14 protein-coding genes and 1 pseudogene are annotated in these 22,315 nt (G+C 47.6%); 6 read left to right on the forward strand and 9 right to left on the reverse strand.

All coding sequences use genetic code 11. From position 1 onward, the window contains the following. Positions 1-205 precede the first annotated feature (205 nt). Positions 206-1,156: an ion channel gene (locus SPB21_RS16300; RefSeq protein WP_250565074.1), complete on the forward strand. Its 951-nt coding sequence runs from the start codon at positions 206-208 to the stop codon at positions 1,154-1,156. A gap of 142 nt (positions 1,157-1,298) precedes the next feature. Here the strand turns inward: SPB21_RS16300 and SPB21_RS16305 are convergent, their stop codons facing one another. From SPB21_RS16305 to gyrA, 5 genes are all read right to left on the reverse strand, one after another. Continuing rightward, positions 1,299-2,390 (reverse strand): response regulator, encoded by a 1,092-nt coding sequence (locus SPB21_RS16305; protein WP_163667279.1) that lies wholly within the window; start codon positions 2,388-2,390, stop codon positions 1,299-1,301. An 827-nt stretch (positions 2,391-3,217) separates the two neighbouring features. Further along, positions 3,218-5,395, reverse strand: coding sequence for a polyphosphate kinase 1 (gene ppk1, locus SPB21_RS16310; RefSeq protein WP_163700989.1), 2,178 nt, complete (start codon positions 5,393-5,395; stop codon positions 3,218-3,220). 35 nt (positions 5,396-5,430) lie between these two features. Further along, the gene (locus SPB21_RS16315; protein WP_163667274.1) at positions 5,431-5,637 is read right to left on the reverse strand and encodes a hypothetical protein; all 207 of its coding nucleotides are present in this window, start codon (positions 5,635-5,637) and stop codon (positions 5,431-5,433) included. 215 nt (positions 5,638-5,852) lie between these two features. After that, positions 5,853-7,475, reverse strand: coding sequence for a mechanosensitive ion channel (locus tag SPB21_RS16320; protein ID WP_499061725.1), 1,623 nt, complete (start codon positions 7,473-7,475; stop codon positions 5,853-5,855). Between the two features lie 310 nt (positions 7,476-7,785). Continuing rightward, a complete protein-coding gene (gene gyrA / locus SPB21_RS16325) occupies positions 7,786-10,503 on the reverse strand; it encodes a DNA topoisomerase (ATP-hydrolyzing) subunit A (protein WP_499061724.1) in 2,718 nt (905 codons plus the stop codon). 310 nt (positions 10,504-10,813) lie between these two features. On the opposite strand from gyrA, the gene SPB21_RS16330 reads away from it, so the two are divergent. Beyond that, on the forward strand, positions 10,814-11,740 hold the full coding sequence (locus tag SPB21_RS16330) for a histone deacetylase family protein (protein ID WP_499867165.1): 927 nt from the start codon (positions 10,814-10,816) through the stop codon (positions 11,738-11,740). A gap of 100 nt (positions 11,741-11,840) precedes the next feature. Here SPB21_RS16330 and glgP read toward each other — a convergent pair whose 3' ends face one another. After that, positions 11,841-14,468 carry an alpha-glucan family phosphorylase gene (gene glgP, locus SPB21_RS16335; protein WP_499867166.1) on the reverse strand — a complete coding sequence of 876 codons (2,628 nt, stop codon included), beginning with the start codon at positions 14,466-14,468 and terminating at the stop codon, positions 11,841-11,843. Between the two features lie 322 nt (positions 14,469-14,790). Here glgP and SPB21_RS16340 point away from each other — a divergent pair. Beyond that, a pseudogene (locus SPB21_RS16340) lies at positions 14,791-15,033 on the forward strand (Ppx/GppA phosphatase family protein); the annotation flags it as partial. Positions 15,034-15,063: 30 nt separating this feature from the next. Here the strand turns inward: SPB21_RS16340 and SPB21_RS16345 are convergent. Beyond that, positions 15,064-16,302: a hypothetical protein gene (locus SPB21_RS16345; RefSeq protein WP_499867167.1), complete on the reverse strand. Its 1,239-nt coding sequence runs from the start codon at positions 16,300-16,302 to the stop codon at positions 15,064-15,066. Between the two features lie 264 nt (positions 16,303-16,566). On the opposite strand from SPB21_RS16345, the gene SPB21_RS16350 reads away from it, so the two are divergent. The 3 genes from SPB21_RS16350 to SPB21_RS16360 all read left to right on the forward strand — a co-directional run bounded on the left by SPB21_RS16350 (position 16,567) and on the right by SPB21_RS16360 (position 20,411). Then, positions 16,567-18,906, forward strand: coding sequence for a phycobilisome rod-core linker polypeptide (locus SPB21_RS16350; RefSeq protein WP_499867168.1), 2,340 nt, complete (start codon positions 16,567-16,569; stop codon positions 18,904-18,906). Positions 18,907-19,133: 227 nt separating this feature from the next. Continuing rightward, positions 19,134-20,048, forward strand: coding sequence for a HEAT repeat domain-containing protein (locus tag SPB21_RS16355; protein ID WP_163667252.1), 915 nt, complete (start codon positions 19,134-19,136; stop codon positions 20,046-20,048). Between the two features lie 153 nt (positions 20,049-20,201). Then, a complete protein-coding gene (locus tag SPB21_RS16360; RefSeq protein ID WP_163667249.1) occupies positions 20,202-20,411 on the forward strand; it encodes a hypothetical protein in 210 nt (69 codons plus the stop codon). A gap of 179 nt (positions 20,412-20,590) precedes the next feature. Here SPB21_RS16360 and cpeA read toward each other — a convergent pair whose 3' ends face one another. Both cpeA and cpeB read right to left on the reverse strand, forming a co-directional pair. Continuing rightward, a complete protein-coding gene (gene cpeA, locus SPB21_RS16365; protein ID WP_163667246.1) occupies positions 20,591-21,079 on the reverse strand; it encodes a C-phycoerythrin subunit alpha in 489 nt (162 codons plus the stop codon). 183 nt (positions 21,080-21,262) lie between these two features. After that, positions 21,263-21,817, reverse strand: coding sequence for a phycoerythrin subunit beta (gene cpeB, locus SPB21_RS16370; RefSeq protein WP_163667244.1), 555 nt, complete (start codon positions 21,815-21,817; stop codon positions 21,263-21,265). Between the last annotated feature and the right edge of the window lie 498 nt (positions 21,818-22,315).

Here is a 22,315-nt window from a genome sequence, read left to right on the forward strand (position 1 = left end):
CTTAAGCGCTTGCCATCAATGCTCATATTTTCCAGCTGTTACCTCTAATAAAACCTGGTTCCAGCCTGGCATTCTTACAGCAAATAGGGCTAACCCATATTGTTCAACCTGCGACATGTGGCTGTAGTTGTCCCATGCCCTATGTTTGTCGTATCTGGCTGTAACAAATCCTGATGTCCTCCTAGTCCTATCTCGCTAAGACCGTATGCTAAAACCTCGACTTCGTCGTGCCTCAAGACGGCTACTGCTGTACCGAGAACAACGTTACCCCAATATTGAGCGGATTGGGGTAACCCATTCCCATTGGGGAGACCTCTATCACATCTTACTGACCATTTCCTGGCCGGCTTTTATCATGCTGGTCAGCGGTTGCTATCTACTGGTGAATAGTCTGTTTGCCATGGCCTATGGTCTGGATGCGAATGCGATCGCAAACATTCGAGATGGTCACTTTCAGGACTTATTTTTCTTCAGCGTTCAGACCATGGCCTCCATCGGCTACGGTGCCATGTACCCCACCAGTACATACACCCACTGGCTAGTGGTGATCGAGGCAATTTTTGGTGTGTTTTTCATCGCGGTCACTACGGGGCTGGTATTTGCCCGCTTCTCCCTGCCCACCGCTCGAATTCTATATAGTCGTGTCGCAGTGGTAGCCCCCTTTAATGGCGTCCCCACATTGATGTTTCGCACTGCCAATGAGCGCCGTAACTACATACTAGAGGCGCAGCTGTGGGTTACCCTCGTTCGGGATGAAACCACTGAAGAAGGTGAGTACATTCGCCGCTTCCACGATCTCCCCCTGGTCCGTTCCCATACACCCGTATTTAGCCTCTCCTGGACCGCCATGCACCGCCTGACCAGCGATAGCCCATTCTATGGTGAAACCCCAGAAACATTACGCCAAAACCGAGCTGAGATTATTGTTACCCTCACCGGTTTAGATGAAACTTTATCCCAGACAATCCACGCACGCCACTCTTTCAGTGCATACGACATCTACTGGAATCATAAGTTCGTAGATATTATTTCAACCAATGATAAAGGTCGCTCTGTCGTGGACTACAATCATTTTCACTCGATTGAGCCCGTGGAACAACATAGTACAGCCCATCGAAATCCTCAAGAGCAACTCACCAGCTGGACATCCCATTAAACCAATAGGTGCCCCTGATACCTGAAGATTTGCCCCCTCACAGTAAAGGGCCAGAGGACATCATTGTTGTTGATGCCCTCTGGCCTTAATACTCTGATTTTTAACCTGGGACCCCCTTATGGTTCCATTACAACGCTTTTGCCTAAACCAGCAGGGTGAAAAGCTTCACCATCAGCTTTGTACGATTGATAGGCTTACTGATATAAAAGGAAGCACCACACAGTTTGGCGCGAATACGGCCAATAAGGTTGGCTTTCCTAGCCATCAGAATAATCGGTACATCCTTATACTGGGGATGCCGACGCAGGTGAGAGCATAGGTCAAATCCGTCCAAACCTTCCATCGCGGTGGTCAGCATAATCAAATCAGGCTGACACTTTGCCAGGTCTGCTACGGCTGTAGCCACGTCATCCACTGATGTAATGGAAAAGACCGTGTCTTCTAGAAACTCTCTCAGCTCCCGCAAGGATTGGCTATCAGAATCAATACAAACGAGCTGATACGAAGGAGATCCACCCCCTGCAACCATTTGAGCAGGATTAAACGTATCAGGGCTCAGTACCTGTAAAGAGGACCCAAATGTGCTGGAAGACGACGCCTGATTGAGCAGGGTATCAATATCACTCTTTGGCTGAACCAGTTGATCAATAACGTTTCCTGGCTCAGGCATAACGACCTCCTGTTGTTTAACAGGAGGTGGCGTATTCCGCTTGGATGAAAAGGTTTCTGCCTCTTGATGACATTGCTCAACCAATGTACGAATATCTAGCGTACAAAAAGCTGGGTAATCAACAATATTGCTAAAGTTATTAACCTCATAGCTGCCTCGGCTAACCCTTAGTAGCGATGTGACTGTAGTCACTGCCAAAGCACGAATAAACTGCCCTGCTTGGTCAAAAGTGATGTGCTCTTGCTCTACGAGCCAACGAATAGCTCGATAGTCAGCAGTCAAATCATTGCCCTGGTGCGTATATTGCCGATGGTAGAGCTGCAGCTGGGCTAGAACCAAATCGGAAATTGCGTCAGGAAACAGCTGGCGTCCTTCAAATCTCAGTGCATCGAATCCATTCTGAGAACTCGTTGCAAACAGGAGCTTACCCCGCTGTAGCCATAGAGACCAACGAACATCATTGGAAACCACCAAGAGTTCGCCACTCACTTGACGCCCGACAAGCTGAGCTAGCAACGTGAGCGGATGTAATGTTTTTTGTGTAATAGTGCCTGCTAAAACCATGGGAAGAGTTCCGGTCAAAGAACGGTATTCGAAGGGGTAAAAATCAGATAGAGCAGCGATGGATGATGACTTAAGGACTAGTGGAAACAGATTCGATACAGTCGTGACAATATCGAAATTGCAGTCTCTTCCTGGTGTCGTTATCCAAGCAATTAAAAAGAAATTAATTGCCTTGCACTCTCTTGATATAAATAAAGATGAGAAGTAATTAACAACTAAGTAGATACACCTATATTGAAATTAAGCTCAAGCTGATCCAGGCACAGAATCTGTATTTTCCTAGAGTTTCTTTCAAATTGAACTTAACGACAATCGAAGAACACAAGCTTGAACGATTCATTTCACGGTTATGTTGACTAATTTCAATCAACTGTTTTAGAAATGCAAGTATTTTCGTAGGAACTGGTCGAAAGTTTATATGTTTTGCCTTAGCAGTTTATATAAATCAAATTTTAAAATTTGATGTTTCAATTGATGCACCTTCCGGATATGTACGTAAATCGTATTTTTAATGATGCCATGCTTAGATCACATCCAATGTAAGACTTAGTTTTTAGAAGGCTCAGGCATTTGAACGGTTCCTTAAAATTACAGTAAACCTCATATACAGACTTCCAAACATACGTAGGTAGATGGCTCTTTTCTAACAGAATACCCAGCCACCAACCAGGTCTTTTCAGTCCATATTTATACGCACTTTTGCTGATAAAAGTGCATTTCTAGCAAGGTGTCATGGACATATTCCTTCAACAGCCATGAAAGTGTCCGCCGAACTGTCTCACAAACATCGGTATATTTGACCAAGGAGAACAACTCCGCAGAGAATCTTAGTAGACCTTGACACCTCTAGCCTGCTCCATCAAACATTGATGGGTACTCTTTTCTACCTCCTTGGGTTGCGGCTGACGCTGCACATAGGTCCCGTCTGACTGCATCTCCCAAGCCTGACGATTGTCGGCAAGACAAATATCCAAAATATTGCTCAGCTCTCGGCGTAAATGCGGGGCTAGAATCGGTGTCACAGCTTCAACTCGGCGATCTAAGTTGCGGGGCATCCAATCGGCACTACCAATGTAAAACTGCTCATTGCCATCATTCTGAAAGTAAAAAATACGAGAGTGCTCTAAAAATCGTCCAATAATACTAATGACTCGAATATTTTCGCTCACAGCTTTGACACCAGGCGTTAAACAACAGACACCCCGCACAATCAGGTCGATACTTACCCCCGTTTGAGATGCCTGGTAGAGAGCCTGGATAATACCGGGGTCTACAAGAGAATTCATCTTGGCAATGATGCGCCCCTTATCACCATGGGCAGTTTCCTGATGAATTAATGCCAGCATGCGCTCTCGCAAAGTAATGGGTGCAATCAGCAGCTGACGATACGCTTTTTGTCGCGAGTATCCCGTCAGGTAGTTAAAGAGATCGGTTAAGTCTGCACCCAGATCTTCACTACAGCTCAGCAGGCCCAGATCTGTGTACATCCGGGCGGTCTTAGGGTTGTAATTGCCAGTGCCGATATGAACATAACGACGGATGCCATCGTGTTCTTTACGCACAACAAGGGCAACTTTAGTGTGGGTTTTCAGACCTAAGAGCCCATAAACCACATGTACTCCCGCTTTTTCTAGGGTACGAGCCCAGTTAATGTTGTTTTCTTCATCAAAACGAGCTTTTAGCTCTACTAAGGCAACAACTTGTTTCCCATTTTCAGCTGCTGAAATCAGCGCATTGATTATGGGAGAATCTCCGGATGTGCGATAAAGCGTCATTTTAATCGTTAGCACATCCGGATCAGTTGCCGCCTGAGTAATAAATTGCTGAACGGTGGCCGCAAATGAAGTATAGGGATGATGAACTAGACGATCGCGACGGCGAATAATTGAAAATACATCATCGCCTTCACCGTCGGTCTCATCATGGTTGATGCGGTGCCATGGCAAAGGAATCACAGCATTCCAGTCAGGATCTTTCAACTCTGGCAGAGGTAATCCAATTAATTTCATCAAATCACCTAGACCAATAAGACCTTCGACGTCATAAATATCGTCCTCGGTCAAATCCATCTCTGAAAGCAAGGTGGCACGTACCTCAGGAGACGTATTTACCTGGAGTTCTATACGTACTAAGGAACCTCCCAGACGACGCTTACGCAGTTCTTGCTCCAGCGCCAACATTAAATCATCAGCATCATCCTCTTCCACGAACAAATCGGCATTACGGGTAATGCGAAACGTGTAATAGTCTTCGATTACCATGCCAGGGAAAAGGAACGCGAGGTTTTGGCCAATCACTTGTTCTAGGGGTATAGCAGCCCAGAGTGCGCCCTTCGGTTGTTGTGACTTAGGCAGTTGGATAAATCTTGGTAAAACCCTAGGTACTTTGATCCGGGCAAAGTGAGTTTCTTCAGAATCTGCCTCCCGCACCACAACCGCTAGATTGAGACTCAGATTAGAAATATAGGGAAAGGGATGGCCCGGATCTACGGCCAGTGGTGTCAATACCGGAAATATCTGATCTTCGAAATAGGCTTGTAGGTAAGCCACTTGCTTGCTGCTGAGATCGTCATAGTCCAGCAGATAGATGCCGTGTTCATGGAGCTGAGTTCTGACTTGCAAAAAGCAATCTTGTTGCCGAGCAAATGTTGGCCTGAGCTTACTGCCAATGGCTTGCAGATGTTCCATAGGGGTACGACCATCAGCAGTACGACGACTGACCTGGGCTTCAATTTGTTTTTTGATCCCCGCCACGCGCACCATAAAAAATTCGTCTAGATTATTGCTAAAAATCGCTAAGAACTTTAGCCGCTCTAGCATGGGTGTACGTGGATCTAGCGCTTCGTGGAGCACTCGTTCATTGAACGAGAGCCAGCTTAATTCTCGACTGATGTAATAGTTAGGCGAGGTTAAGTCAATATCAGAGGATACTGCTTTAGCTTGGCCATTAACATCATCATCTTTCGACCTCTTAGGTGCCGTTTTCTCAGCGCTTTTATCCAACATTTTTGTAGATATCCCTAGTCTATTTCTGACTTGTTCTAGAAAACATCACGCTCACGACCGACCCACCACTCGCCCAATTTCATGAGGTCGTCATGGATATCTGCCACCTGCTTAGCATAGTCATCCGCCGATAGCTCATGACGACGTTCTTGAAGCTTTTTGAGCCGTAATTGTATAAGCAGCCAAGGTTTACTCATACCGTCAGTTGCTTCAATATATTTTGCTAACTCATGGCTGTTCATAGGATTGTTGCCCTCGCAAATAGTAAGGTAAGGTCACTGACAGAGGTATATTTTTTTCACACCATCTTTACCTTACTGAAAAATCCAGACTCGTTATGGTGAACCGTCCTAATGAGTAAACCCGCAGAAGGGGAAGCACTTTAGCTTCTCTCTGCGGGTTTTTAATTAAGTTAGCATCCTATCAAGTATTTTGGATGCTTGTATCCCTGAGCAGATTAACGCTTCAGGGTATTTACCCAATCACGCAGGTTTTCAGCAGCCACATCACGTCCACCCAAACCAAAGGCGATCGCAATTGCCACAGCCACAGCCCCCAACAATAAACCAAAGGCCAGATTAACGATGCTAGTGGCCAAACCAATGTGCTGTAGAGCCATCGAGCCAACTAAAGCAATAATGGCAATCCGAGCAGTCTGGGCCAGGGTATTCGACGAAGACATGCCCATACCGCTAACCAAACGGAAGGCTAAGTTCGCCGCATATAGGCCAACGGCAAAGATAAGAACACCGGTTAGCACTCGGGCTGAGACGGCCAGAATATTGCTAACAATTTCAGTTAGAACGGGAAAACCAAGAATTTCAGTAGCAGTCACTGCACCGAGTAGAACAATGCCCACTAGAGCAATTATCCCAACAATCTCAGAAGGGGTTTTTTGAGGTGGCTCTACGGCAGGCATGGGCTCACCTTCAGCCAAGGTAGACACTTCAGGTTCAGTCTCAGTGAGTTCAGGGAAACCAAGCAGGCTAGTAACATTGTCAAAGCCGATACCCGATAGTAAACCCACCACTAAATCGGACACAAATTGACCAATGAAGTAGAAGACCACCAATACTACACCAGCAGCAAGTACCTGAGGAATGATAAAGAGCACTCGCTCCAACATCTCCACGGCAGGCCCAGAAATTGCCTCAATGTTAAGCTCATTTAGGGCTGCGATCGCAGCTGGGATCAAGATCAAGGTGTAAACCAAAACACCCGCCAGGCTAGAAATAGACGTGCCATCATCAGGGCGAGAGGCCAGACCAAAACGAGCGCCAAAGTTATCAGCTCCCGTTGCCATCAGCAGATTGGTGACGATTCCTTTAACAATATTGGCAACCAACCAACCAATGCCAAAGACAATACCGGCGGTAATGATCTGAGGAATGGCCGATAGGAAATTGCTGAGCAGCTCTTCAACAGGACCTAATAAACCGGGCAGCTGTAGAGCACTCAGTACCAGCGGCAAAGATAGGAGGAAAATAAACCAGTAAACGACATTCCCTAGGGTGTCATTTACCTGGAAAGAATTGCCTTCAGAATCAACGCCCGTCTGTTCAGACAACCGCTCATCCAGGTTAAAGCGACCAAGACCGTTAACAACAGCGGACTTAACTACCTTAGCAATCACCCAAGTAACAAATAGGATGACAGCTGCACCTGCAAGACGAGGCACATACTCAAAGACAGTTTGCAATAAACCGCTAATGGGCTGTGAAACCGAATCCAATTTGAGCGCATTCAAAATGGCGATCAAGAAGAAAAGCATCACCACCCAGAACACGACGCTACCGACCGTGCTCTCGACAGAGACATCATTCCCTAACCCAGCCTTACTAGCTAGCTGATTGTCGAGATTTGTTTTACTGAGCAAAAACTTAACAAATGCTTTCGCAATTGTGGCAACCACCAGGCCCACAATTAAAAGCAAGAATGCACCGAACAAACCAGGCAAAAACGTACCCAGCTGATTACTAATGCTACTCGTAAATTCAGTAATCGAATTTGTCTGAGCAAGATTGAATGTAGGGTTCAAACTTAACCAGTCAAACCCAACCACCCCGTGGAGTTGAGTCATTGTTCTCTATTGCCTACTGAACATCTACATGTGCCGAACATGGCGCTAACCTATGGGCAAAAAAAATCATGTTTGCCCATAGGTTAGCGCCTAATATCAATTTTTTTTCCCGGAAGCTACATTAATAGCAGACTTTGTAATAAATCCCCTGTATTTCTAGGTACAACCGCCCATAATTCATGATTTCCTGGGGTTGTCAAGCAACAATTAGCCGATTTTAGGCATTTTTTGCTACTTCACGTATGCAGAAGACTACTCAGTCCATGGGCTATTCCGGGCATTGCTGATCCCCAGACACTGACTCCTCAGACTATTCATCACCAGATGCGTCATCACCAGATGCGTCATCGCCATTAGCATCTTCTAATTCATCGTTAACAGCCGCATCAGCTACAGACTCATCTCCAGGCTCGGGGGACTCATCCGTTTGAACCTCCGCTGTGATCACAGCCTCTGGGACGTCATCTTCTGCGATCACAGCCTCTGTGACATCATCCGCAATCTCTAGCTCAGGCACAACAGCTACCGCCGCGATCGCATCATCGCCATCCAAACGCTGCAGTTGCACGCCCGTTGCCATTCTTGACTGGATTGAAATGGCATCAATTGCCTGACGAATGATGATGCCGCGTTGGGTAACTAACATGAGCTCATCCTTGGAGTTTACAATTCGAAGGGCGACTAGCTCATCATTTTCCTTGCGGAATTTCATACCCACCAAGCCCATACCAGCCCGATTTTGCAGGCGGAAATTATCCACAGGCACCCGTTTACCCAAGCCACCAGCCGCAATAATCAATACCCAGGGACCACAATCTCCTTCGGCCACAGTCGCCTCATCATTCTCATCCGCATCCGCATCAGACGCTGCCACCTGAGCGGTAACCGCCGCAGGCAAGATATCCATGCTAATCAGCCGATCACCATTCCGCAGAGACATGGACTTCACACCACGGGTGGGGCGTCCCAAGGGTCTAAGCTGATCGTTGTCAGCCCTAAAGTGAATTGTCATCCCCTGCTGAGAACCAATAATAATGCTGTCTTCAGCGCGGGCTAAGCGGACCCATCGCAGCTGGTCGCCCTCTTCTAGAGAAATAGCAATCAGACCATTGGCCCGAATATTGCCAAAGGCAGATAGGGCCGTCTTTTTGATAAAGCCCCCCTGGGTGAGCATAACCAGGTACACATCTTCGGCAAACTCTTGCACACCCAGCACTGACGTCACTTTCTCTTCCCGAGGAATGGGCAACATTTGCACAATTGGGTTACCCCGTGCTACTCGAGACCCCTCCGGAATCTGATAAGCCCGCAGCGTATAGGCCACACCCCGATCGGTAAAGAACAGCATATGGTCGTGGGTGCAACAGGTAATGAAGTGTTCAATGGCATCATTGTCCTTCATCCGGGTACCTGACTTACCACGAGTCGCTCGATTCTGCGCCTCAAATGTAGACACAGGCATACGCTTGATGTAGCCTTGCTCGGTCACCAGAATGACAACCTGCTCATTGGCAATTAACGAAATATCCGTCAGCTCGTCTTCAGCTGCTTCAATTACAGTGCGCCGTTCATTGGCATGGCTATTACGCAGCTGCTGTAATTCTTCCTCAATAATGGCCAGAATGCGTTCACGACGAGCCAAAATATCACGCAAATCGGCGATTTTCTCCTGGAGAGCTTCATGCTCCTGTTGAATTTTGTCAGCTTCCAATGCGGTCAAACGACGCAGTTGCATCTGCAAGATGGCATCGGCCTGGGCAGACGATAGCTCATAGGATTCCATTAGTTCCTGTTTCGCAGTGCCCACATCGGCGGCATGGCGAATCAGCGCAATCACCGCATCCAGATTATCCAGGGCAATCAGATATCCCTGTAAAATATGGTCTCTCTCTTCAGCCTTACGTAGCTCATACCGAGTCCGTCGGGTAATTGTCTCTACTCGAAACTCTAAAAAGACCTCTAAAAACTGTCGCAGTGTTAACAACTGAGGCTCACCATTGACCAAGGCCAACATGTTGACGCCAAAGTTGTTCTGTAACGGCGTTTGCTTATAGAGATTGTTGAGCACCACCTTAGGATAGGCGTCTCGCTTGAGTTCGATGACGATACGCATGCCGTCGCGATCGCTCTCATCACGGATATCGGAAATGCCGTCTAATCGACGATCGTTAACGAGTTCAGCAATCTTCTCAATCAGACCAGCCTTGTTAGTTTGATAGGGCAGTTCCGTAACAATAATGGCTTCCCGATCAGGACGACCTGGGTATTCAATGGTCTCAATGGTGGCCACAGCACGCATGGTGACAGAACCACGACCTGTCAAATAAGCATCGCGAATGCCATTGCTGCCAATAATCTGAGCCCCTGTGGGGAAATCGGGTCCAGGGATATGATTCAGCATCAGTTCCTGACTAGTGATTTCAGGATTTTGAATCAGGGCAATCACGCCATCGACTAGCTCACCAAGATTATGGGGAGGAATATTAGTCGCCATCCCCACGGCAATTCCAGAAGACCCGTTTAGCAATAACTGAGGTATCCGTGCAGGCATGACGGTGGGTTCTTGCTGAGAACCGTCAAAATTATCTGCAAAGTCAACAGTCTCGGATTCGATATCTTGTAGCAGTGCATTACTGGTCAGCGCATGCAACCTTGACTCGGTATATCGCATGGCCGCTGGCGGATCATTGTCGATGGAACCAAAATTTCCATGGCCATCAATCAACGGGGCCCGCATGGAAAAGTCTTGAGCCATCCGCACCAGGGCATCGTACACAGCGGTGTCACCGTGGGGATGGTATTTACCTAAAACTTCACCAACAACACGAGCACATTTTCGGAAAGGTCTATCCGCAGTTAAGCCCAATTCGTGCATAGCGTAGAGAATGCGACGATGTACGGGCTTTAGACCATCCCTAGCGTCCGGCAAGGCCCGCCCTACAATGACGCTCATGGCGTATTCTAAGTAGGACCGGGACATCTCGTTGCGCAGATCAGTGGATACAATCCGCTCTTGGGGATTACTCATACGGAAAAGAGACTCCAAAAATGCCGGAAAAACAATACCTAACTTGATAAATTCTTAGCAGGTTTTTTAAGGTCCCAAATTTAGGGATATTTAGGAAAGTTTTCCTGGGAAATTTTCACTAAGAATGCATAAAATTTTAGCACATTACTGGCATTCTTGATGGTCACCGTAACCCAATAAAAAAGGGGGTTTGAGGTGGATCCTATGTCACTGTCTAGCCCCACGAATTATCCATGGGGATGTTCCGATAAAAGGAGTTCTCGAAAAAAGTAATTTGCAATGGCCTTTAAAGACTCTGGAGAGAAAATTAGTGATACCCACCACTGCCCCCTTTCGCATCATCTATTCCGACCGTTTTTTGGACCACGATACAGGACCGGGCCATCCTGAAAATGCCGGCCGATTAACGGCGGTGGTCACAGCCTTGAAAGCCCATGCCATGGGCAACCAGTTGGAGTGGGTAGAACCCTGCGATCGCAACCCCCTAGACTGGATTAATGCTGTCCATGATCCGGTCTATGTCCTGGCCCTGCAACGCATTGCTGAACGGGGAGGGGGGCGATTGGATGCCGATACTCCGGTGTCAACCGCCAGCTACCAAACTGCCCTACTGGCTGTATCTGCTTGGTTAGATGGGGTGGACTATGTTACGGACAACCATGGCACCTCTGGGTTTGTCCTCGCCCGTCCCCCGGGTCACCATGCTGAATATGGTCAGGGTATGGGGTTTTGTCTGCTCAGCAATGTTGCGATCGCGGCCCACTACGCCCTAGAAAAACCTGGCATTGAGCGAGTTGCCATTCTTGACTGGGATGTGCACCATGGCAATGGCACCCAGCAGCTAATCAGCAATCAACGTCAGATCGTTTACTGCTCCTTACATCAAATGCCCGCCTACCCCGGCACTGGTCAAGCAGGGGAAACAGGGATGCACAGCAATGTGCTCAACATTCCCATGGCCTCAGGTAGTACCGTCGAGGATTATAAACACCGGTTTGAACAGCAAGTGGTCCCATTTTTGCAACAGTTTCAGCCAGATTTATTACTCGTCAGTGCGGGATACGATGCCAACGCCTCTGATCCCCTGGCAGGCATCGATTTAATGCCCGCAGACTATGGCTTTTTGGCAGCAGCCTGTCACAAAGTAGCCCCCCGAGTCCTATTTGGACTGGAGGGGGGCTACGATTATCAGGCCCTGAGCCAATCAGTGATTGCCACCATTGAAGCAGTCCTATAGACGAGAAATCTCAGGGCCAGCTAAACGCCCTAGAAGAGCATGCTTCAACGAAAACGTGAGGAGAGAGACAGGGGTTTGCCTGCCTTCTCCTCTTATCCAGCTAGGCAGTTACCTGGGTAGCTTCCATAGCCTCTAAATAGCCAATGACAATGCTTACATTGTCTGGATCGGCCCAAAGAATGAGGCGCGGCATATAGGAACTACTCAGATATTCATGCTTAGGTAACACCCTTAGAGAGAAGCCCTGAAGACCACTTTGGGTGTACGCAACATTGAGGTTATACAAGCTGCTGCCATCGGCATCTTGACCGCGATAAACCATCTCTGTTGCTTGGCCACCTTGCAACTCACCATCAATGTCGATCCCCCCTTGGTAAAACTCCACCGAAACATCCGAGGCCTTCAATTGCCCCAAATAAACGCGAGCATTTACCTGTAGCGGTTCATTCACCTGCAAACCAACATCATGGGATAGATAGATTTCGGCGATAGAAATCTGTTGCCAGTGCTGGTACAAGTCTGACTGCCACTGGGCTAGAGCCTTAGCTGGAGCATAGCTCTCGGCGACCAACTGCCGCCCTCGATCCGACGCTGCAAAATATCCTTGGTTGGCATAGTCCTGTAGCATGCGGGCCGTATTGAAGGTCGGGGTATTCAACCGGATAGCATTCTTCATCTTCGCCACCCACCCACGGGGAATGCCATGGCTATTCCGATCGTAGAAGAGAGGGACAACGGCGGTCTCTAACAGCTCATAGAGGTCATTGGCCTCCACTTCATCCTGATAGTCTTGATCATCGTAGTCTTCACCAGAACCGATGGGCCAGCCTGTGCGTACATAATCCGCCTCATCCCACCATCCATCTAACACACTCAGGTTGGGAAGACCATTCATTGCCGCTTTCATCCCACTGGTTCCCGATGCTTCCCGAGGACGACGGGGGTTATTCAACCAGACATCACAGCCTGATACCATCCAGCGGGCGACGTGAATGTCATAGTTAGGAACAAACACAATGGAGCGATCTAAGCCTTCATCACGGGTAAAGTGAATAATGTTGCGAATCAGCTCTTTGCCTGGAATATCCTTAGGGTGAGCTTTACCGGCAATCACAAACTGCACCCGCCGCCCCAAGGTGTTAGAAACAATCTTCCGCAGACGTTCAACATCTCTCAAAAAGAGTGTGGCGCGCTTGTAGGTGGCAAATCGGCGAGCAAAACCAATGGTAAGAGTACCCGGGTCTAACACTTCTTGGGCCCGTTCCATTTCTAAATGAGAACCGCCTCGCTCCTTCACCGCTTTGTGTAGCCGGTCTCTAACAGACACAACCAGGTGAGAACGACAACTTTCGTGGTTGCGCCAGATCTCTTCATCGGGAATGGCAGCCACTTTGTCCCATAACGGATCATCCACACCGACGCTATCCCAGTTCGGTCCTAAGTAACGGTCGTAAAGCTCCTGGGTAGATTTAGCCACACAGCTGCGGGCATGGACGCCATTGGTGATGGACGTAATCGGCACTTCATCCACTGGCAGACTGGGCCATAGACCACCAAACATCTTACGGGATACAGCACCATGGAGCTTGCTCACACCGTTGACAAATGAGGCCATCTTAATGGCCAACACCGCCATACTGAACGGAGCATCATGATCGACGTCATCCTCTCGTCCCAGCCCCAAGAAATGCTCATGGGACAGACCAAAGCGTGCAGCATAATGACCTAAGTAATGGAATATTTTTTCTGGGGGGAAGAGGTCAATGCCTGCCGGGACAGGGGTGTGGGTAGTAAATAGCTGAGTTGCCTGGGCCATCTGCTGCGCTTCACTAAAGCTGAGTTCCTGGGCATCCATCAGCATACGAATGCGCTCTAAAGCCAAAAAGGCTGAGTGACCTTCATTGAGGTGATAGGCCGATGGCTTTAACCCCAAGGCCTGGAGCATACGGACACCGCCAATACCCAGCATCATCTCCTGCTGGATTCGCATATCAATGTCGCCACCGTACAAGCGATCGCAAATGTCCTGATCGTGGGGGGCATTCGGCTCAATGTTGGTATCCAACAGATACAGAGGCACACGCCCTACGGTCACCCGCCAGATACGTGCATAGACTTTACGCCCCGGATAATCTACAGAAATGCGCAATTCATTCCCCTCATTGTCCCGCTCCAGAGCCAGGGGCATGTTGTAAAAATCGTTGATAGGATAGCGTTCCTGCTGCCAGCCATCAGCATTGAGATACTGGGCAAAGTAGCCTTCTTGATAGAGCAAACCAACGCCAACTAAGGGCAGCCCTAAATCGCTAGCCGTCTTTAAGTGATCACCCGCTAGAACGCCCAAACCTCCCGAATACACCGGCAGACACGTCGTCAAACCAAACTCCATAGAGAAGTAGGCGTAACACTCGTTATCCACAGGATTTGCCCGATTTACGTCGTACCATGACTGGGCATTCAAATAGTGCTCTAAACGCTCGACAGCATGGTTCATCTGGGCAATAAATCCACCATCCTCAGCAACGGCATGGAGCCGATCCTGACTAATGGTGCTGAGCATTAAGATGGGGTTGTAGCGACTAGATGCCCAAAGGTCGGGATCCAGACGTTTAAACAGGTCAATCGTCCCCACATCCCAATCCCAATGGATATTTTCAGCAAGCTGACGCAAAGGAGCTAACGAAGCGGGTAGTGTGGGTGTAACGTTAAAGGTACGAATCGGGCGCATAGATTTTTGATGCGAATGCTTCAAGTCCACGAACATTCTGGCCCTGAAATTTAGTTTGGCACCAAACCCTTAACACTGTTTTCGCTCCCCAGCTTGGCTTGTCTGCGGACAAACCAACCAGAATCAAGGCATCGCCCGAAAGCTAAAATTTTTCTTCATTTCAACAAAGCCCGTATATTTTGATTGCGTTCAATTGCCTTTTATTGCATTTTATGTTTAGACGCAACATCAATGATAGAAATCGATCATGGCCAACGCAACCACTCATATTGCAATCGATTTGCAATCGATATCGACACCAATTCTATAAGCTTATTACACGCTTCAAGGAGCCGTTAGTTCCCTTGTGCCCTCCATACAACAGAACAACACCTTAGTCATCGACATTGGTGGTGGCAGCACCAAAATTGTTTATGGAGCCAACAATACCATTGAGTATCAACAAACTTTCCCTACAGGTACAGTGGTTACCAAAGAAAAGTTTCAGCTGACGAAAAAGATTTCTACATCAGAAGTAGTAGCCCTACAAAAGAAAGTAAAACACTTGATAACAAAAGGCTTCTAAATACTAATAACCAATAACCAAGAACTAAAATCATTGCATCGCACCTTTCAGTCGGCAGCCGACGCCTCCTCGATCTTGGAGACTTTTTTGGGCGACTTCTTGAGGGCTAAAGAACACTTTTTCTACAACCTGCCAGTCTCTTACCATCAACATTTCAAACAACATCTCTTGCTCGTTGGGTCCGCCATTGGTAATGTAGTAACAACAGCCATCCGCTCCCTCCACAAACTCTCCATTGAAGAAGTTATAGAGCATGGCCTTCTCTAGATTCTCTCGTCGTACCTCCATCCCTGCTTCTAATAGGTCTTGGGCTGCATCTTCTTCTAAACTGCATTGCAGTTTCAGCTTCGCTGCCATGGTTTTTGTTGTCATACAAGGCACCATTTCTGCCATCTCAATGGCGTCTTTAAGCGCTTGGCTGTTGTCATTGACAATGACAACTCCCTTACCAATAAACAGCATGCCCATATCTAAGTGGAATTGTCCGGGCTGCTCCACACAGACCAGCTGATCAATACTTGCTAATCCAAAATCCTCACAGATCACATGGCGCACCTCATGATCATTGAGCTGATAGAGATGGGCTGTGGTTGCGATCGCATCTTTGCCAACCAAAATCACGGGTTTGCCAGTGGCATCCTCCCCCGTAATCATATTTCCCCCTTCTATATAGGCTCGAATGTGACCGACAGTTTGTCCCCTTATCTGGGCAACCAGCTCTCGTTCCACCGCCATTTTGAATTCATTCACCCTGATTCCCAAGGGAATCCACAAGTGGTCATCCTGTAGCACTTCCTCCAAAATATCTGGGGTCAGTTTTCCTTGCCACCGTTGTCGTCGCCCTGCGGTCATCGCCTTTGCCAGAAGATCATCATCCAACTGTCTCAGCACGGCCACACAACCATTTGCCAGATATTCCACACTATCCTCAGCCCACTTTGATACAGGCTTTAGGTTCTCGGTAATTGTATAGTTAAGCGCCTTATAGCAATCTTTTGCGAATTCCTGCTGAATCTCTTCTCGACAGCCGCCGTCCGTCAAGATTTCCAGGTATACCCCCAGCTCATTGGCTATTTTCGCAAAGAATCTCAAATATTCTCTTTCAGTTTCGGCAGATACCTCGGTTTGGCCTCGCGTAAAGTTCATATGCAAAACCGTTGTCCGACCACCTGGCGTTTTCTTTTGGGGTAAGGCACCCCCAGTATCCACACTCGGCAGCTCTATCCTGTGATCCCATGGCGTCTCTATGTTTCTGTTCTGCACATTCATGCTGCTAGCCTCACAAAAGCTGATTGAAGGAATACCCAATCAGACCACCCAATACATTATGAAACGCCCTGCAAACAGATGTGAAGCGCCAGCGCTGGGAGTTGCCATTGAGTTGTAACAATTCCTCAAAGTTTACAGACCCTAATCTTAATAAAATGGTAACAATACACACTGTTTAAAATGGGCTGGATTTCTGCCTTTGTTGAGCAAAACGGCTCACAGACCCGGTTCAACTTATACAGCTATAAAAATTGGAGACGGTGAATGGTCAGCACATTTGCAAATCCTGTTGTTAATTCTGCCATTAGTTTGGGCACCCAAGCCTTTGATGAAACAGATCCCGTTCAACTATGGCCCAATGACTCTTTAGAAACCGTCGAGGTCGTTATTCGGGCTGTTTACCGGCAGGTTTTGGGCAATACCCATGTGATGGAGAGTGAGCGGGCCACCGTGGCAGACGCAGAATCACAATTACGAAGTCATGCTATCACCGTCCGAGAATTTATTCGCCAGATTGCTAAATCAGAACTGTATCGGTCTCGGTTTTTTGAGCCTTGTTCTCGCAATCGTTTTATTGAACTTAACTTTAAACATTTATTAGGGCGAGCACCCAATAGTTATAGCGATATTGCTGACCATAGTTATCTCTTAGAGGCACAAGGATTTGAAGCAGACATTGACTCCTACCTAGATAGCGATGAGTACCAACAAACCTTTGGTGAAAGCATAGTGCCCTACTATCGGGGGCACAAATCCCCGACAGGCCAGCAGGTATCCGGATTTCCCAATCTACTAAAGCTACTGCGCGGCGCGGCTAGCCATGACAACAACTTAGCCCACAACCAACAGTCCCGGTTAAATCAGGCCCTCATGGCAAATCAAATTGGTAAGATTGCTCCTGTCACTCGTCCCACCACACTCTGGAAATCTCCAGCCACCCAGGAGTTAGAGGCACGTTATGCGGCCTATGCTGCTGCACAGATCTCACCCGATAGACCTGCCATCGAGTTAGGGACCCAGGCCTTTGATGAAACAGCCCCAGTTGAACTACGCCCCAACGATTCATTGGCAGCCGTTGAGGTGGTGATTCAGGCAGTCTACCGACAGGTTTTGGGCAATGCCCATGTGATGGAAAGTGAGCGGGCTGCCATTGCGGATGCAGAAGCACAGCTACAAAGTCAAACCATCACCGTGCGCGAGTTTATTCGCAGAGTCGCCAAATCAGATCTATATCGGTCTCGCTTTTTTGAACCCTGCTCCCGCAGTCGGTTCATTGAATTGAACTTTAAGCACCTGTTAGGCCGTGCGCCCAATAACTACAGTGACATTGCTGACCATAGCCAGATCCTAGATTCAGCAGGGTATGAAACCGAAATCGACGCTTACCTCGGTAGCGATGAATATCTCCAGGTGTTTGGGGAAAACACAGTGCCTTATTATCGAGGACACCAGTCTCCTATCGGACAAAAAGTAGCCGGATTTGCGAACCTACTAAAATTACTGCGGGGCAGAGCGAGCAATGATAGCAACCCGGCTTATTATCTCTCCCAAGCACGGCTAATCCAGGCCACCATGACCAATAAGATTGGCGAAATCGAAGCGGTTAATAGCCCCGCTAATCGCCAGCTGACTGTGATAGAACCCGAGAGACGTCTAACTGAGCAAGAAAAAATTGCCCAGCAAACATTCCAGGGTTACGCACCTTTCCGTCAAACATCACCAATAGAACTATTGCCAGGTGCATCAACAGAGGAAAGTGAAGTGGTTATCCGGGCCATCTATCGTCAGGTGATGGGCAATGCTCACATTATGGAAAGTGAGCGTTTAGTGGTCCCTGAATCTCAGCTCAAAAATGGTAATCTGAGCGTTCGCGAATTTGTTCGTCAAGTTGCTAAGTCTGAACTTTATCAGTCTCGGTTTACAAACTGCTATCGCTATCGGGCCATGGAGCTGCACTTCAAACATCTCTTAGGTCGTGCCCCCCAAAACTTTGCCGAAATGAAGGCCCACAGCGCCATTCTAGATACCGAAGGCTACGAAGCCGACATCGATAGTTATATCAACAGCGATGAATATCAAAATGCCTTTGGCGAGAACATTGTGCCCTACTATCGGGGCTATAACAGTGCGCCAGGACAGACCATGGTGGAATTCACCAATATGTTGCACCTGCTCAAGGGAGCCTCTGGCAGTGATAAGGATCTAACGGATAATCGCCCCCGCGTAACTAACGCGATGTTGCCCTATCAACCGATCAAAGTGAGCAAGCCCCGCGATGCTCAAGAGATTCTGGCAGAAATCTTTAACTTCACGCCAGCTGCAACACCGGTTATCCCAGAGCCCAAGGAAAGCGAACAAGATATACTCATCGCCAAGCTTCAACAACAGCTGGCCGACTTACGTTCTACCGCAAGCGTTGGGGAATCTGTTCTGCGCAAAGGAGCACAACCAAAAGCAGTCCTTAGTGGGGGTATTTCTTCAAAACAAGCTGACGAAAAAGCTGCCCTGATCGAACGCTTGCGGGGTGAACTAATGGAAGCTCAAGCCTTGGCTGCTGTCGGTGCGTCTCGCCTGAATAAATGGCAACAGCGCAACTTTCGTTAAAAGTTAGGTGATGCTATGACAGCCTTTGGATAGGGAGTTTTGGATAGCAAGTGTAGTTTGGGGAGCAGGTAGTGAGGGCAGACTCCACTCACCATTTACTACTGATCACTTACTACTCTGTCCAAAGCTGTCAGCTTGATCCAACTCCCCTATGCGTATGCTCTACAGTCGTACTAAAGTAGTGAAGGAATAAAAAGTGAACTGCACTGGTTCTGTCTTAACACACTATGGTTGACAACACCCTAGACGCCCAAACTGAAGCTGAGCTTGCTCTAGCCCAGGCCCATGTGGATAATATTATTCGCAAGGTGACTGAGCAGATTGATACCCTCACGTTTGACCCCAACGATGGTGAATTACTGACAGAGCTAGTGGAAGGGTTTGCCGATAAGCGTGGCATGGTACGACTACGCATTGCGGAAACCCTGGGACAAATTGGGGAACCCGCCACACCTTTCCTGACAAAGGCTCTATCTAGTCATGAAAATCCCGTAGTGCGTCGGGCCTGTGCGAAAAGTTTGACATTGATTGGTGATCCAACGGCAATTCCCATATTAATTAACGCCATTCTCCACGATGAAGATACTGTTGTTAAAGGTTCTTCGGTGGGAGCCTTGGCCCGTACAGGAGAAGCTGCTGCTCCAGAACTTATTAAGATCTTAGAATCATCTGATACTACTGAAAGTATGAAGGGTCATGCGGCCTGGGCGTTAGCCTTTATTGGGGCTGAAGCTAAGGATCTTCTGTATCAGGCGTTGGAAACAGATAACGTAGAGGTCAGGGCGGCAGTGGTGGCTGCGATCGCAAAAGTCACCCAAGAAGACCCCAATGCAAACAACTTTGCTATCCTGATCAATGCCCTCAACGACGAAGCAGAAACCGTTCGCAGTGAAGCGGCAGCAGTACTTGGAAATCTTGCCCATAAACCCGCAATACCTACGTTACTACAGCTTTTAGAGCATCCAGTGTGGGGAACTCGAAAATCCGCTATTCTATCCTTGATGAAAATTGGCGATGCTAGTGTTCTTGAAACGTTGAAAGCCTCCAAAGAAAAAGATTCTGAAGCTAGCAGTGGAGCCATTTATACCCTTGCCATTGGACAACTGGAAAAACAACAGCAGGGTGCTAACGATTGGGATTAGTTAATCTTTTCCAGAGAGCAATTGATGCATTGTTGCTCTAACATCCAGTTCATAGACATAGTCTTGTAAGTGTTGTATGCAATGCTGACAAGGTTGGCACAGAGTCGTTTAAAATCAAGGCATCAATCATCAGTAAAAATACTGAGTTCTACCATGAGTAACTGGCGTCAAGAGGTTGAAGACCTCTTACAACAAAAACAACTCAACAATGTTGGTTTTCATCATACCTATCAAGTTAACCAACTCATTCAAAAAGCCAAACGTGCCCGTAGGTTGAGGAATTTACTCATCACCCCATTTTTTAGATGGAAAAAAGTCCTAGCAGATACACAGTTTGTTCTTGACACTCTGGAAGCCAATTAACCAGAGGCCTTTTAACCGCAATTGAAGCTCTCCAATATGATTCTTAAAAAGAAAAATTCTCACACAATAAAACGTCTGACTGTTTTTCCCAGTAAGGCTTGACAGTCAGACGTTAACTATGGCTTTGCTAGTGATTAGCATTGCCCCAGAGGATATTCCCCTGGAGCGACGCTAAAAATCTAGGACATAGAGTTGATCAAGTAGCTGAGCAGGCCGTTGTACTCAACAAGAGCCTGAGCAGACATGTCACGAGGAGCACAACCACGAGAACGCAGAGCACTAAGACCAGCAACATAAGTATCAGTACCGATACCTAGAGCACCGTAAACTTCACGAGCACCAGAGATAGCCCACTCATCAATGGGGCCAGTACCACCAACGATTAAAGAGTAGTTAACAAGACGTAGGTAGTGAACGATGTCACGCTTGCACTTCTCTTTCTGAGTACCAGCATCCATGTCACGGCCCTGGCCGCTAGGATACTTCTTGTAGATAGCGTCAACAGCTTCTTGAGCAACTGCATCATAGTTGCCAGCTAGCTTCTCAGCAGCTTCCATACGAGCAGCAGCACGCTGAAGGCTACCTTGTACGGACTCAAGGTCGGAGCTACTGGGGAAACGAGCGCCCTGATCAGCAGCAGCAACAACCGTAGTTACAACGGATTTCATAGCTAATGTTATCTCCTATTATTTGATTTGGCGTTGCTGATCCCCTACAAAGGCCAAATATTAGTCACAGATGAATGACAAATTGGTCAGACAGGTTGATCGCTCAAATCAGCAACGACTTTGAACAAATTCAATTCAGAAAATGCGCACCAAGTCTCAGTGGACTGGCAAGAACGCATCTAACTAGCTGATAGCAGCACCTACAGCATCGAAGTAGCCAGCAACTTCAGCAGTTAGAGCAGCACAGTCGCCCTTAGTAGCGCCCATTGTACGGAACTTGCTACCAGCTTGAGCTTCAGTGTTAGTGTCGTTAACGTGGGCAACGGCACAAGCCTTCATGATTGCTACAGCGCGGGTAGTGTTACCAATGGGTACACCCAGTGCGGAGTAAGTCTCCTTGAGGCCGTTCAAGCAACGGTCGTTAAGTACGGAAGCATCACCAGTCAATACAGCGTAAGTGATGTAACGTAGAACGATTTCACCATCGCGTAGGCAAGCAGCCATCTTACGGTTGGTGTAAACACCACCACCAGGAGCGGTTAGACCAGGACTCTCACAAACAATACCGGCAACAGCATCAGTCACGATGCAGCTAGCGTTAGACGCAATAGCGTTAACAGCATCGAGACGCTTGTTACCTTCTGCGACAAACGACTTAAGAGCGTCGAGGTCACCACCGCCAACAAACTTACCACCTGCATCCGCAGAGGCTACAGCTCTTGAAAAAGCGTCAAGCATTAGACTCTCCTTACTTTATTAATTAAGGACTGATTACTATGTGATTGATCACACCCTGACGTCATCAAGGGCGACCAACCAAGAATTAAAGTACAGGAAGCAATGTACTTAGCACCCTGTTTATGAAAAACAAAGTTACAAAGCTTCATCTTTCAAAGAAGAAAATTGAGCCCTTTGATTACCGACTAAAAGTGCAAAGTAGAGTATGGACGAAGATGATTGAGCCTTATAGCCAAGTGCACTTTTAGCGTTTTCTCCACAACATAAAAACCAGTATTTCCTGCTGATTTACCTACGCAAAAAAGCATCACCTGTTACATGACTTTACGAGTTACACAGACAGACAGCTAAACCATCTCAGATCTAAAAACTCCATACCCAGCAAGGTTTCTAGACAAAGGGTTAATATCTTAAACCTCTCCAAATTGGCCATTTCTGAGAACTTTGCAACACAGCGCAATGAAATAAGTAAATATACTTATCGCTTTTCTTGATTAC

It is taken from the genome of Leptothoe sp. ISB3NOV94-8A (genome assembly GCF_043421595.1).
Taxonomy (GTDB): domain Bacteria; phylum Cyanobacteriota; class Cyanobacteriia; order Phormidesmidales; family Phormidesmidaceae; genus Leptothoe; species Leptothoe turfae.

Excerpts from the sequence above, each read along its gene's own strand:
- SPB21_RS16300 (WP_250565074.1), top strand. The coding sequence starts at position 206 with ATGCTAAAACCTCGACTTCGTCGTGCCTCAAGACGGCTACTGCTGTAC.
- SPB21_RS16305 (WP_163667279.1), bottom strand. The coding sequence starts at position 2,390 with ATGGTTTTAGCAGGCACTATTACACAAAAAACATTACATCCGCTCACG.
- ppk1 (WP_163700989.1), bottom strand. The coding sequence starts at position 5,395 with ATGTTGGATAAAAGCGCTGAGAAAACGGCACCTAAGAGGTCGAAAGAT.
- SPB21_RS16315 (WP_163667274.1), bottom strand. The coding sequence starts at position 5,637 with ATGAACAGCCATGAGTTAGCAAAATATATTGAAGCAACTGACGGTATG.
- SPB21_RS16320 (WP_499061725.1), bottom strand. The coding sequence starts at position 7,475 with ATGACTCAACTCCACGGGGTGGTTGGGTTTGACTGGTTAAGTTTGAAC.
- gyrA (WP_499061724.1), bottom strand. The coding sequence starts at position 10,503 with ATGAGTAATCCCCAAGAGCGGATTGTATCCACTGATCTGCGCAACGAG.
- glgP (WP_499867166.1), bottom strand. The coding sequence starts at position 14,468 with ATGCGCCCGATTCGTACCTTTAACGTTACACCCACACTACCCGCTTCG.
- SPB21_RS16345 (WP_499867167.1), bottom strand. The coding sequence starts at position 16,302 with ATGAATGTGCAGAACAGAAACATAGAGACGCCATGGGATCACAGGATA.
- SPB21_RS16350 (WP_499867168.1), top strand. The coding sequence starts at position 16,567 with ATGGTCAGCACATTTGCAAATCCTGTTGTTAATTCTGCCATTAGTTTG.
- SPB21_RS16355 (WP_163667252.1), top strand. The coding sequence starts at position 19,134 with ATGGTTGACAACACCCTAGACGCCCAAACTGAAGCTGAGCTTGCTCTA.
- SPB21_RS16360 (WP_163667249.1), top strand. The coding sequence starts at position 20,202 with ATGAGTAACTGGCGTCAAGAGGTTGAAGACCTCTTACAACAAAAACAA.
- cpeA (WP_163667246.1), bottom strand. The coding sequence starts at position 21,079 with ATGAAATCCGTTGTAACTACGGTTGTTGCTGCTGCTGATCAGGGCGCT.
- cpeB (WP_163667244.1), bottom strand. The coding sequence starts at position 21,817 with ATGCTTGACGCTTTTTCAAGAGCTGTAGCCTCTGCGGATGCAGGTGGT.